Genomic DNA, 12668 nt, shown 5'->3' with positions numbered 1-12668 from the left:
ATGCCGTCACCAATCAACAGGTATCAGTCGATGTACTCAAACAACTTCACAATCTTCTGCACGCCGGAAACGCCCTGCACCAGGTTGGTCGCCTGGGCGGCTTCCTGCTTGGTCAGCAGACCCAGCAAATAGACGATGCCGTTTTCAGTGACAACCTTGATGCGCGAGCCCGGGATGTTCGGATCGGTGAGCATCTGGGTCTTGATCTTGGAGGTCAGCCAGGTGTCGTTCTGGCGGGCGAGGAAACCGGAGGGCGGCAGCACCTGCAGTTCGTTGTGCACCGTTTTCACGCGCTGCACGGCGGCAGCGGCCTGTTCGGCCTTGGCCTTGAGGTCGGCGCGTGGCGTTTGGCCGGCGAGCAGTACGACGCCGTTGAAGCTGGTGACGACGATGTGCGAATCGTTGTCCAGGGCCGGATCGGCCTTGGCGATGTTCACGCCGACTTTGGTGTCGATCAGAGAGTCGTCGATCTTGCTGCCTAAGGTGCGTGTGCCGCGGTCATCATCGATCGGCGCTTCACGGCTGGCATTCACCACCGAGGTGCAGCCGCTGATGCCGAGGCACAGGGTCAAGGCCAGAAGGCCTAGGCGATTAGGGGTCATTCTTCACTCCCGAACAGTTGGCTGTCGATCAAGTCGCAAAGGCAATGGATCGCCAGCAGGTGGACTTCCTGAATACGTGCGGTGACGTTGGCCGGTACGCGAATCTCGACGTCCTCGGGCAATAGCAGCGACGCCATGCCGCCGCCATCGCGGCCCGTCAATGCTACGACAATCATTTCGCGATCATGTGCGGCCTGGATCGCTTGAATAATGTTCGCCGAGTTGCCGCTGGTGGAAATCGCCAGCAGTACGTCGCCTGGCTGGCCGAGCGCGCGGATCTGCTTGGAGAAGATTTCGTTGTAGCTGTAGTCGTTGGCGATCGAGGTGATCGTCGAACTGTCGGTGGTCAACGCGATGGCCGGCAGGCTCGGGCGCTCACGTTCAAAGCGGTTGAGCAGCTCGGACGAGAAATGCTGGGCATCGCCCGCGGAACCGCCGTTGCCGCAGGAGAGCATTTTGCCCTCGTTGAGCAGGGCGTTGACCATCACTTGGCTGGCTTGCTCGATGTGCGGTGCAAGTACGTCCATCGCCATTTGCTTGGTGTCGATACTGGCCTGAAAAAGCTGGCGAATTCGGGATTGCATGTCCATCTGTGTGACCTTAATTAGCGCGGCTACTCGGCACATGAATGTGCAGCCCGCAAAGCAAAGAGCAAAATTGTCGGGTGAAAGTGTCCGGTTCGGGACGCACGCGATCAGCTGTCGAAGGCATTCTGCAGCCAGTTCAACTGATCGAGGCTGCTGTCGATGGCAACCACGTCGAAACGGCAAGGGGAATTGGCCCAACGCGACTCGCGCTGAAGAAAATACTGCGCGGCAAAAATCAGTTTCTGCCGTTTGCGCTCATCGATGCTATCGAGCGCGCCACCCCATTGAGTGTTTTTTCTGTAGCGAACTTCAACGAATACTACTGTATCGCCATCAAGCATGACCAGATCAAGCTCGCCGCGTTTACACAACCAGTTCTGCGCCAGCAGGCGCAGACCCTGTTGTTGCAGATGCTCGAGCGCATGGCGCTCGGCATCTTTACCGCTTTGCTGGCGTGACCTGTCAGGCATCAGCGCGGGGTGTCCGGCAGGCGTTGAACCTGGCCGTTGGCGAACTGTGCCCACGGCAACTGGCGCACGACGCGCTGGTTCTGAGTCATGCCCAGGCTGCCCGATTGACCTTCGATGCGGCTGTCCGGCAGCGCCTTGAGTTGCCCCAGGCGCGGAGCCAGGCGGTAGGCGTCGACGCCCATCGCATACAAACGACCCAGGCTGCCGGCGGCTTGTGGCCATTGTGTGGTCACTTGCTTGCGCAGCGGATCATTGGCGTCCAGCAACCATGGGGTTTCGCAGAAGCGAATGCCGTTCATGTCGTTGTACTGGTTCACGTCGCCGCTGGCACTGAATACGTGGGACGTGGCGTAAACCGGCACATCGCCTGCGTATTGGAAGTTCAGGGTCGGTTTGATCTGCTGGGCTTGCTGAGGTGTGGCGGCCAGGAAGATGAATTCGATGTCCTGGCGACGCGAAGGCTGGGCAGCGACCTGCGAACCGACGGTGCTTTGCAGGCTCTTGGCACGACCTTCGCTCTGGCGCAGCTGGAACATGTCGGCAATCTGCTGGGCCAGTTGCACTGGCTGATCAACGCGCTCGGTGGCAACGATGCTGCCGCCGTTTGCCTGCCAGTCCTGGCTGAACGCTCGGAGTACGCGGTCGCCCCATTCGCCTTTCGGCACCATGATCGCGGCGCGATGCAGGCCATCGGCGCGAGCGCGACGGGACACTTCGCGGGCTTCGTCTTCAGCGGCAAGACCGAACTGGAACAGCTGGGCCGGGCCTTGTTCGCCTTCGCTGTAGTTCAGCGCCAGGGTTGTGATCGGCAGTTGTGGGCGAGTGCTGAGCTGTTTGACCAGTGGTTTTTCCAGCGGGCCGACGACCAGTTGCACGCCATCGGCCTGAGCCTTGCGATAGAACTCGTCAAGGGAAGTCAGGCGCGAGCTGTCATAGAACTCGATGGCAGGCGGCTTCTGGCCGGCCTGTTGAGCCTGGTAGTGCGCTGCCATGAAACCTTCGCGAAGCGCTTTGCCGACCGATGCCAGCGGGCCGTCTTGCGGCAGCAGCAGGGCGATCTTGCTCAGAGGCTGGCTGGCCAGTTCCTTGAGTTTGGTCAGTGACAGCGGCAACTGAATGGCGGCCGGGTGTTTAGGGTTCTGGGCGCGCCAGTTGTCGATCGCAGCTTGTTGTTGCTCAAGCGTGCCGGCCGTTTTAACCGCCAGCGCCAGGCCCATCCAGCCACCGAGGTCGTCCTTGGTGGTTGGTTGCAATTGGTCGGTTGGCAGCGAAGCGATCAGGGTCCAGATCGCTTCGTGGTTTTTGCCTGCCGCTTCACCGCTCAACATCGGCGCGATGAAAATACGCTCCCGTGCGGCGGCGAGGGTCTGGCCATCGGCCTCAAGGGCGCGAGCATGCACGGTGCCGGTGCGAATCTGTTGTTCCTCCGGCAATTCACCCAGGCGTTGCAGGCTTGGATGGCTCAAAGCGGTCAGCGCCGCTTTCGGCTGATTGCGGGTCATGGCCAGTTCGGCCGCCAGCGTGTTGGCGAAGACCTGTTGGCCTGGCTTGAGTTGCTCGACCGGCACTTGTTGCAGGATTTGCGCGGACTGGCCGGCATTACCCTGACGATAAGCGAGGTCGGCCGCACTCAGGCGAAACAGCGCGGCTTGTTCCGGCGTTTTGCTTTTGGCGGCCTGATCGAGCAGTTGCTCGATACTGGCATCCGGGGTCCGTGGAAGTTCGCCAAGGCTGGAAGAGGGCGAGCTGGCGCAAGCCGCCAGCAAGGCAGCGAGGCAGAGGGCAGTGAACAGCCGCAGGCAAGCGATCATGTAGTGTTCCTGATACTCGATCAAATAAGCGTGGAATTGTACCCAAGCACTGGCCGGGGCGCGATGCTACTGGCGTGAATCGATCAATTTAGCTCGTACAAATGTTGCAGCACTGCACCGTAGCCTGAAAAACCCGGGGTTGCTTGCGCGTATCGCAATCGTCGCTACGCGCTACAATGGCGGCTTTTACCGATCATGAGGTGTGCGCTTTGACTGCTCCAGGTGCTTTGAATTCCGCTGCTGGCTCGCTTTATGTGGTGGCGACGCCCATCGGCAACCTGGACGACATCAGTGCACGCGCGCTGAAGATCCTGCGCGAAGTGGCATTGATCGCTGCCGAAGACACCCGTCATTCTCAGCGGTTGATGCAGCATTTCGGCATCCCCACGCCGCTGGCGGCTTGCCACGAACACAACGAGCGGGATGAAGGTAGCCGCTTTATTACCCGCCTGCTCGCCGGTGACGATGTGGCGCTGATCTCCGACGCCGGGACGCCGCTGATCTCCGATCCGGGTTATCACCTGGTGCGTCAGGCCCGTGCGGCCGGAATCAACGTCGTGCCGGTCCCGGGGGCTTGTGCATTGATTGCGGCGCTGTCGGCGGCGGGTTTGCCGTCGGACCGTTTTATCTTTGAGGGCTTCCTGCCGGCCAAGGCGGTCGGTCGTCGGGCTCGTCTGGAGCTGGTAAAGGAAGAGCCGCGCACGCTGATTTTCTACGAGGCCCCGCACCGGATCCTGGAATGCCTGCAAGACATGGAGCTGGTCTTCGGTGGCGAGCGTCTGGCGTTGCTGGCGCGCGAACTGACCAAAACCTTCGAAACCCTGAAAGGCCTGCCATTGGCCGAGCTGCGCGAGTTTGTCGAGTCGGACAGCAATCAGCAGCGCGGTGAGTGCGTGGTGTTGGTGGCGGGCTGGTCTGCCCCCGAGACGGAGGATGCCGTCAGCAGTGAAGCCATGCGCATCCTCAATCTGTTGCTCGAAGAAATGCCACTCAAGCGGGCCGCAGCATTGGCCGCGCAAATTACCGGCGAACGCAAGAATGTCCTGTATCAGGTCGCGCTGGATAAGCAGAAGGGCGAGTAAATCCCGACGTGCAGGCGTGGCTGATGGCGTTTAACGCTTGTTCTTCGGCCGCTCTGCCGTTAACCTTCGCGGCGGAGAGTCGATCGGACAGTCGCTGCCCTCTATGAAAATTAGGGGGGGGAGGAAAGTCCGGGCTCCATAGGGCGAAGTGCCAGGTAATGCCTGGGAGGCGTGAGCCTACGGAAAGTGCCACAGAAAATAACCGCCTAAGCGCTTCGGCGCCGGTAAGGGTGAAAAGGTGCGGTAAGAGCGCACCGCACGTCTGGCAACAGTTCGTGGCTAGGTAAACCCCACTTGGAGCAAGACCAAATAGGGTCCCAAGGCGTGGCCCGCGCTGGGACCGGGTAGGTTGCTAAAGATGTCCAGTGATGGCCATCGTAGACGAATGACTGTTCAAGACAGAACCCGGCTTACAGATCGACTCTCCACCTTTTTCCCTCCCTGTTTGAATCGTTGAGCAGGGCGCTCGTAATGGCAATTTCCCTCCTGCACAATCAATCGCATAACCTCTTTTGTAATACCGAAAAAATCTTACTCTTAACAAACTACTTTAACTTCTGAACGCAGCCTTCTGTGCTGATTCAAGTTATCGAGCAAATTCATCCGCCAGATTGCCGTTACCCCTCCCAATACGCTCCTAAATCTCAGTTCTGTAAGGGTTTTCCTTTAATCCGCGCCTTGACGGTGCGGTGGCCGCATTCCTATAGTGTGCGCAAGTGGTGGAAAGTGGCATGAAGTGGGTTTTTTGAACGCAAAACGCTAATATTTGGAGAAACGCTGACGTGTTTCGCGGAGCTAACGCTATCAGTCTCGACGCAAAGGGCCGTCTCGCCATGCCGAGCCGGTACCGTGACGAGCTCGTTTCGCGTAGTTCCGGTCAGCTGATCGTCACAATTGATGCCGTTGATCCGTGTTTGTGTGTTTACCCCCTCGATGAGTGGGAAATTATTGAAACCAAACTGCGCGCACTGCCTTCGCTTCGCGAAGAGAACCGCCGCCTGCAACGTTTACTGATTGGTAATGCCGTCGACCTCGAGCTCGATGGCAGTGGTCGTTTCCTGGTTCCGCCGCGTCTTCGTGAATATGCCCGGCTGGATAAGCGCGCGATGCTGGTAGGCCAACTGAACAAGTTCCAATTGTGGGACGAGGATGCCTGGGATGCGGTTTCTGCCGCTGACCTGGCTGCTATTCAACAACCGGGCGCCATGCCTGATGAACTGCGTGATTTGATCCTGTGACTATTGATAGCGGCTTTAACCACATCACCGTACTGCTTGACGAAGCCGTCGAGGCTCTCGCCGTACGTCCTGATGGCTGCTATCTGGACGGCACGTTCGGGCGCGGCGGACACAGCCGGTTGATCCTCAGCCAGCTTGGTCCCGAGGGTCGGTTGCTGGGATTCGACAAGGATCCTCAAGCGATTGCCACCGGGCAGACGCTAGCGGCCGAAGACGGCCGCTTTGTCGTTGTGCAGCGCAGCTTTGCCGAGCTCGGTTCGGAAGTCGCCGAACGCGGTCTGGCCGGCAAGGTCAGCGGCGTCCTGCTTGACCTGGGCGTGTCTTCGCCGCAGCTCGACGACCCTGAGCGCGGTTTCAGTTTCCTCAATGATGGCCCGCTGGACATGCGCATGGACCCGTCCCGCGGGATCAGCGCTGCCGAGTTCGTCAACACCGCGCCGGTGGAAGAAATCGCCCGGGTGTTCAAGGAATACGGCGAAGAACGTTTCTCCGGCCGCATGGCCCGTGCCGTGGCCGAGCGTCGCGACATCAAGCCGTTCGAACGCACCGGCGATCTGGCTGAAGTCCTGAAAGTCGCCAACCCGGCATGGGAAAAGGGCAAGAACCCTGCGACCCGTGCATTCCAGGGCCTGCGTATTCACGTCAACAACGAACTGGGCGATCTGGAAACCGGCCTTGAAGCTGCGCTGGAATCCCTGGAAATCGGTGGCCGCCTGGTGGTCATCAGTTTTCACTCGCTGGAAGACCGCATCGTCAAACTGTTCATGCGCAAGCTGGTGAAAGGCGAAGCCGACAACCTGCCGCGCAACCTGCCGGTCCGTCACGTCGCGTTCGAACCGAAAATCAAAATCCATGGCAAAGCACAGTCCGCCTCCGAGGCCGAACTCAAAGCCAACCCACGTTCCCGTAGCGCCGTCATGCGCGTGGCGGAGAAGCTGCGGTGAGCAAGCTTTTCGCCAAGCCACTTCCCGGCGGAAGCTTTTTCATGCTCCTGCTGTTTGTTGGCGTGCTCGTGTCGGCCATCGGCGTGTCGTACAGCGCCCACTGGAACCGTCAGCTGTTGAACTCGCTTTACAACGAGTTGAGCGTGCGCGACAAGGCGCAGGCGGAATGGGGCCGGTTGATTCTCGAGCAGAGCACCTGGACGGCGCACAGCCGCATCGAAGTCCTGGCCACCGAGCAACTGAAGATGCACATTCCTGGCGCCGCTGACGTGCAGATGGTGGCGCCATGATGAAACTCGAAGGCGCACTCTTTCCATGGCGGTTTCGCCTGGTGGTGGGTTTGCTCGGCGTCATGGTCGCGGCAATTTGCTGGCGCATCATTGACCTGCAAGTGGTCGACCGTGCCTTCCTGAAAGGCCAGGGCGACGCGCGCAGCGTTCGTCATATTCCAATTCCGGCTCACCGTGGTCTGATCACCGACCGTAACGGCGAGCCTTTGGCTGTCAGTACTCCGGTCACCACGTTGTGGGCCAACGCCAAGGAAATGCAAACGGCCAAAGAGAAGTGGCCAGCATTGGCGGCCGCGTTGGGTCAGGATCCGAAAGCTCTCGCCGAACGTCTCGAAGCTCAGGCTAATAAAGAATTTATCTATCTGGTGCGCGGGTTGACGCCTGAGCAAGGCCAGTCCGTGCTCGACCTGAAAGTGCCGGGCGTCTACGGCATCGAAGAGTTCCGCCGTTTCTACCCTGCCGGTGAAGTGACTGCTCATATGGTCGGCTTTACCGACATTGATGACCACGGTCGTGAAGGTGTCGAGCTGGCCTATGACGAATGGCTCGCCGGTGTCCCTGGCAAGCGGCAGGTCATCAAGGACCGGCGCGGTCGACTTATCAAAGATGTTCAGGTGACCAAAAACGCCAAGGCCGGTAAGCCCTTGGCGTTGTCCATTGACCTGCGTTTGCAATACCTGGCCAACCGCGAGCTGCGCAACGCGATCATCGAGAACGGCGCGAAAGCCGGCAGCCTGGTGATCATGGACGTGAAGACCGGCGAGATCCTCGCCATGGTCAACCAGCCGACCTACAACCCGAACAACCGTCGCAACCTGCAACCGGCGATGATGCGTAACCGCGCAATGATCGACGTGTTCGAACCGGGTTCGACCATGAAAGCGATCTCCATGAGTGCCGCGATCGAAACCGGCCGCTGGAAACCGACCGACACCGTCGAGGTGTACCCGGGCAGCCTGCAGATTGGCAAGTACACCATCAAGGACGTATCGAAGACCGAAGGTCCGGTACTCGACCTGACCGGCATTCTGATCAACTCCAGTAACGTCGGCATGAGCAAGGTCGCGTTCGATATCGGCGGCGAAACCATTTTCCGCCTGGCGCAGAAAGTCGGCCTCGGCCAAGACACCGGCCTGGGTTTCCCGGGCGAACGCGTGGGCAACCTGCCGAACTACCGCGAATGGCGCAAGGCTGAAACCGCCACGCTGTCCTATGGCTACGGTATTTCCGTGACCGCGATCCAGTTGGTCCACGCCTTCTCGGCCCTGGCCAACAACGGTCGCCTCGCGCCACTGACCCTGATCAAGACCGACAAGGCGCCGCAAACCACGCAAGTGCTGCCGGAAGCTGTCGCCAAGACCATGCAAACCATGCTGCAACAAGTGATCGAAGCACCGCGCGGTGTATTCCGTGCGCAAGTGCCGGCGTATCACGTCGGCGGCAAGTCCGGTACGGCGCGTAAAACGTCGGTCGGCACCAAAGGCTATGCCGAGAACTCCTACCGCTCGCTGTTCGCAGGCTTCGGCCCGATGAGCGATCCGCGATACGCCATCGTGGTGGTGATCGATGAACCGACCAAAGCCGGCTATTTCGGTGGCCTGGTATCGGCGCCGGTGTTCAGCAAAGTGATGTCCGGGACCCTGCGCCTGATGAACGTCACGCCGGACAACCTGCCGCCGGTGCAACAAGCCAACGCAACACCGGTTGTTCCGCTGAAAGCCAATGGAGGGCGCGGCTGATGTCTCTGAGCCTGAACAAGATTTTCGCCCACGCTGGCCGCGATCTGTTGATCCGCGAGCTGACACTGGACAGCCGCAATGTGCGGGCTGGTGATCTGTTTCTTGCCGTTCCTGGCGGCAAGTTCGACGGTCGCGCTCACATTGCCGACGCCTTGCAGCGCGGTGCTGCAGCCGTGGCGTATGAAGTCGAAGGCGCAACCGTGCTGCCGATCACCGACGTGCCGCTGATTCCGGTCAAAGGCCTGGCGGCGCAGCTGTCCGATATCGCCGGGCGTTTCTACGGCGAACCGAGCCGCCACCTGAACCTGGTCGGCGTGACCGGCACCAACGGCAAAACCAGCGTGACCCAATTGGTTGCGCAAGCACTGGATTTGCTCGGCCAGCATTGCGGCATTGTCGGCACACTGGGCACTGGTTTCTACGGCGCGCTGGAAAGTGGGCTGCACACCACGCCGAACCCGATCGCCGTGCAAGCGACCCTCGCCGACCTGAAAAAGGCCGGTGCCAAAGCCGTGGCCATGGAAGTGTCTTCCCATGGTCTGGATCAGGGCCGTGTAACGGCATTGGCGTTTGATGTGGCGGTGATGACCAATCTGTCCCGCGATCATCTGGATTACCACGGCACCATGCAGGCCTACGGCGAAGCCAAGGCCAAGCTGTTCGACTGGAACGATCTGAAATGCCGGGTGGTGAACCTCGACGACGATTTCGGCCGGCAACTGGCGGCGGAAAAACGCGAGTCGCGCTTGATCACCTATAGCCTGCTCGACAGCAGCGCCTACCTGTTTTGCCGCGAAGCGCAGTTCGACGACGAAGGCGTGCGCGCCACGTTGGTCACGCCGCAAGGCGAGCATCATCTGCGCAGCACCTTGCTCGGTCGCTTCAACCTGAGCAACGTCCTGGCAGCGGTCGGTGCCTTGCTCGGTCTCGACTACGCGCTGGACGAAATCCTCAAGGTCCTGCCGAAACTCGAAGGCCCGGCCGGTCGCATGCAGCGCCTGGGCGGCGGTACTCAACCGCTGGTGGTGGTCGATTACGCCCACACCCCGGATGCGCTGGAAAAAGTATTGATGGCCCTGCGTCCGCACGCCAAAGGTCGCTTGCTGTGCCTGTTCGGCTGCGGCGGTGATCGCGATCGCGGCAAGCGCCCGCTGATGGCTGAAGTGGTCGAGCGTCTTGCCGACGGCGTGCTGGTCACCGATGACAATCCGCGCACCGAAGACCCTGCAGTGATTTTCGATGACATCCGCGCCGGTTTCACCAACGTGGATAAGGTGACGTTCGTCGCCGGTCGTGGTCAGGCCATTGCGCAATTGATCGCCAGTGCTTCGGTGGATGATGTGATTGTCCTGGCCGGTAAAGGTCACGAGGACTATCAGGAAATCAACGGCCAGCGTCATGACTTCTCTGATCTGGTCGAGGCTGATCGCGCACTGACCGCGTGGGAGGTGGCTCATGCTTAAACACTTGAAACTGAGCGAACTGACCGGCGCCCTGAATGGCCGCATGATCATCGCCGATGCCACGTTCGATGGCGTCAGCATCGACAGCCGTGCGATCAAGCCGGGCCAACTGTTTATTGCCTTGACCGGCCCGCGTTTCGACGGCCATGACTATCTGAACGACGTGGCGAACAAAGGCGCGGTGGCTGCCCTGGTCGAGCGCGAAGTGCCCGACAGTGGGCTGCCGCAATTGCTGGTCAAGGACGCCCGTCAGGCCCTTGGGCAACTGGGTGCGATGAACCGTGCTGCATTTACTCACCCAGTCGCCGCCATCACCGGCTCCAGCGGCAAGACCACGGTCAAGGAAATGCTTGCGAGCATCCTGCGCACACGCGGTCCGGTGTTGGCGACCCGTGGCAACCTGAACAATGACCTCGGCGTGCCGCTGACCTTGCTTGAACTCGCGCCGGAACATACCGCCGCGGTGATCGAGCTGGGTGCTTCGCGGCTTGGCGAAATTGCCTACACCGTTGGCATGACCAAGCCCCACGTGGCCGTGCTCAACAACGCCGGGACCGCCCACGTCGGCGAGTTCGGCGGGCCGGAAAAAATCGTGGAAGCCAAGGGCGAGATAATTGAAGGGCTGGCGGCCGATGGCATCGCCGTGCTCAATCTTGACGACAAGGCCTTCGACATCTGGGAGACCCGCGCCGCCGGTCGCAAAGTGCTGACCTTCGCCCTGAGCAACGTCAGCGCCGACTTCTACGCCAGCGATCTGGACCGCGATGCTCGCGGTTGCCCGGCGTTCAATCTGCACAGCCCTGACGGTGTGGAGCGCGTTCAACTGAACCTGCTCGGCACCCATAACGTCGCCAATGCCATGGCCGCCGCCGCTGCCGCTCACGCCTTGGGCGTGTCGCTGTCCGGCATCGCCACCGGCCTCGGCGCGGTGCAGCCGGTCAAGGGCCGTACCGTCGCGCAACTGGCCAGCAATGGCATGCGCGTGATCGATGACACTTACAACGCGAACCCCACCTCGATGTGCGCGGCCGTTGATATACTCGCCGGCTTTTCCGGCCGCACCGTTCTGGTGCTCGGGGATATCGGCGAGTTGGGCGGCTGGGCGGAGCAGGGGCACCGCGACGTGGGCGAGTATGCCCGTGGCAAGGTTTCTGCGCTTTACGCGGTCGGGCCATTGATGACTCACGCCGTAAACGCTTTTGGCGAGCAGGCTTATCACTTCACCACTCAGGCTGAACTGATCAAGGCCCTCGGCGCCGAGCAAGACACAAACACCACCATTTTGATCAAGGGCTCGCGCAGCGCTGCGATGGAAAACATCGTTGCCGCTTTGTGCGGGTCCAGTCTGGAGAAACATTAATGCTGCTGCTGCTAGCGGAGTATCTGCAACAGTTCTACAAAGGCTTCGCGGTCTTTCAGTACCTGACCCTGCGCGGGATTCTCGGTGTGCTGACCGCGCTGGTTTTGTCGCTGTGCTATGGCCCGTGGATGATCCGCACGTTGCAGAACCGTCAGATCGGTCAATCCGTTCGTAACGACGGCCCGCAATCGCACCTGTCCAAATCCGGCACCCCGACCATGGGTGGCGCGCTGATCCTGTCGTCCATCGGCGTCAGCACCTTGCTCTGGGCTGACCTGAGCAACCGCTATGTGTGGACCGTGTTGCTGGTGACGTTGCTGTTCGGTGCCATCGGCTGGGTCGATGACTATCGCAAGGTCATCGAGAAAAACTCCAAAGGCCTGCCGAGCCGCTGGAAGTATTTCTGGCAGTCGGTGTTTGGCCTCGGCGCGGCGATCTTCCTCTATATGACCGCCGCGACGCCGGTTGAAACCACCCTGATCCTGCCAATGCTCAAGGACTACAGCATTCCGCTGGGCGCAGGTTTCATCGTGCTGACTTACTTCGTGATCGTCGGTTCGAGCAACGCGGTCAACCTGACCGACGGCCTCGACGGCCTGGCGATCATGCCGACCGTGATGGTCGGTGGTGGCCTGGGGATCTTCTGCTACCTGTCGGGTAACGTGAAATTCGCCGAATACCTGCTGATCCCGTACGTACCCGGCGCCGGTGAACTGATCGTGTTCTGCGGTGCGTTGATCGGTGCGGGCCTCGGCTTCCTCTGGTTCAACACCTACCCGGCACAAGTCTTCATGGGCGACGTCGGCGCGCTGGCGCTGGGCGCGGCCCTGGGCACCATCGCGGTGATCGTCCGTCAGGAAATCGTCCTGTTCATCATGGGCGGCGTGTTCGTGATGGAGACCCTGTCAGTCGTCATTCAGGTTGCCTCCTTCAAACTGACCGGTCGCCGTGTGTTCCGCATGGCACCGATTCACCACCACTTTGAACTCAAGGGCTGGCCCGAGCCGCGCGTGATCGTCCGTTTCTGGATCATCACCGTGATTCTCGTGCTGGTCGGCCTTGCCACCCTGAAGCTGAGGTAG

At 60.5% G+C, this 12668-nt stretch carries 12 protein-coding genes and 1 other RNA gene; 9 read left to right on the top strand and 4 right to left on the bottom strand.

The window, feature by feature from the left end:
• Positions 1 to 23 precede the first annotated feature (23 nt).
• The 4 genes from J4E42_RS20975 to J4E42_RS20960 form a co-directional block, all read right to left on the bottom strand.
• Positions 24 to 602, bottom strand: coding sequence for a BON domain-containing protein (locus tag J4E42_RS20975; protein WP_008025960.1), 579 nt, complete (start codon positions 600 to 602; stop codon positions 24 to 26).
• Positions 599 to 1192, bottom strand: a complete 594-nt coding sequence (locus J4E42_RS20970; protein ID WP_008025961.1) for a phosphoheptose isomerase — start codon at positions 1190 to 1192, stop codon at positions 599 to 601. Before J4E42_RS20970 ends, J4E42_RS20975 begins: the two co-directional genes overlap by 4 nt.
• 104 nt (positions 1193 to 1296) lie before the next feature.
• Entirely contained in the window at positions 1297 to 1659 is a 363-nt protein-coding gene (locus tag J4E42_RS20965; protein WP_008025963.1) for a YraN family protein, read from the bottom strand.
• Complete coding sequence (locus J4E42_RS20960; RefSeq protein ID WP_008037284.1) at positions 1659 to 3470, bottom strand: penicillin-binding protein activator; 1812 nt, start codon at positions 3468 to 3470, stop codon at positions 1659 to 1661. Before J4E42_RS20960 ends, J4E42_RS20965 begins: the two co-directional genes overlap by 1 nt.
• A gap of 176 nt (positions 3471 to 3646) precedes the next feature.
• Between J4E42_RS20960 and rsmI the strand changes: the two genes are divergently transcribed.
• From rsmI to mraY, 9 genes are all read left to right on the top strand, one after another.
• Positions 3647 to 4552 carry a 16S rRNA (cytidine(1402)-2'-O)-methyltransferase gene (rsmI, locus tag J4E42_RS20955; RefSeq protein WP_162130705.1) on the top strand — a complete coding sequence of 302 codons (906 nt, stop codon included), beginning with the start codon at positions 3647 to 3649 and terminating at the stop codon, positions 4550 to 4552.
• 75 nt (positions 4553 to 4627) lie between these two features.
• An RNA gene (gene rnpB / locus J4E42_RS20950) (RNase P RNA component class A) lies at positions 4628 to 4981 on the top strand.
• A gap of 353 nt (positions 4982 to 5334) precedes the next feature.
• On the top strand, positions 5335 to 5790 hold the full coding sequence (gene mraZ / locus J4E42_RS20945; protein WP_008025967.1) for a division/cell wall cluster transcriptional repressor MraZ: 456 nt from the start codon (positions 5335 to 5337) through the stop codon (positions 5788 to 5790).
• Positions 5787 to 6734, top strand: coding sequence for a 16S rRNA (cytosine(1402)-N(4))-methyltransferase RsmH (rsmH, locus tag J4E42_RS20940; RefSeq protein ID WP_404943254.1), 948 nt, complete (start codon positions 5787 to 5789; stop codon positions 6732 to 6734). The genes mraZ and rsmH overlap by 4 nt, the downstream gene beginning before the upstream one ends.
• Entirely contained in the window at positions 6731 to 7024 is a 294-nt protein-coding gene (ftsL, locus tag J4E42_RS20935) for a cell division protein FtsL (RefSeq protein ID WP_032828607.1), read from the top strand. Before rsmH ends, ftsL begins: the two co-directional genes overlap by 4 nt.
• Complete coding sequence (locus J4E42_RS20930) at positions 7024 to 8763, top strand: penicillin-binding protein 2 (RefSeq protein WP_177318160.1); 1740 nt, start codon at positions 7024 to 7026, stop codon at positions 8761 to 8763. The genes ftsL and J4E42_RS20930 overlap by 1 nt, the downstream gene beginning before the upstream one ends.
• Positions 8763 to 10226 (top strand): UDP-N-acetylmuramoyl-L-alanyl-D-glutamate--2,6-diaminopimelate ligase, encoded by a 1464-nt coding sequence (locus J4E42_RS20925; protein ID WP_008025973.1) that lies wholly within the window; start codon positions 8763 to 8765, stop codon positions 10224 to 10226. Before J4E42_RS20930 ends, J4E42_RS20925 begins: the two co-directional genes overlap by 1 nt.
• Positions 10219 to 11586, top strand: a complete 1368-nt coding sequence (gene murF, locus J4E42_RS20920; RefSeq protein ID WP_207286074.1) for a UDP-N-acetylmuramoyl-tripeptide--D-alanyl-D-alanine ligase — start codon at positions 10219 to 10221, stop codon at positions 11584 to 11586. Before J4E42_RS20925 ends, murF begins: the two co-directional genes overlap by 8 nt.
• Positions 11586 to 12668: a phospho-N-acetylmuramoyl-pentapeptide-transferase gene (mraY, locus tag J4E42_RS20915; protein ID WP_008037292.1), complete on the top strand. Its 1083-nt coding sequence runs from the start codon at positions 11586 to 11588 to the stop codon at positions 12666 to 12668. The genes murF and mraY overlap by 1 nt, the downstream gene beginning before the upstream one ends.

Origin of the sequence: Pseudomonas sp. FW300-N2A2 (genome assembly GCF_017351735.1) — a bacterium.
GTDB classification, from domain to species: Bacteria; Pseudomonadota; Gammaproteobacteria; order Pseudomonadales; family Pseudomonadaceae; genus Aquipseudomonas; species Aquipseudomonas migulae.
This window is presented reverse-complemented; position numbering and strand designations above follow the sequence as displayed.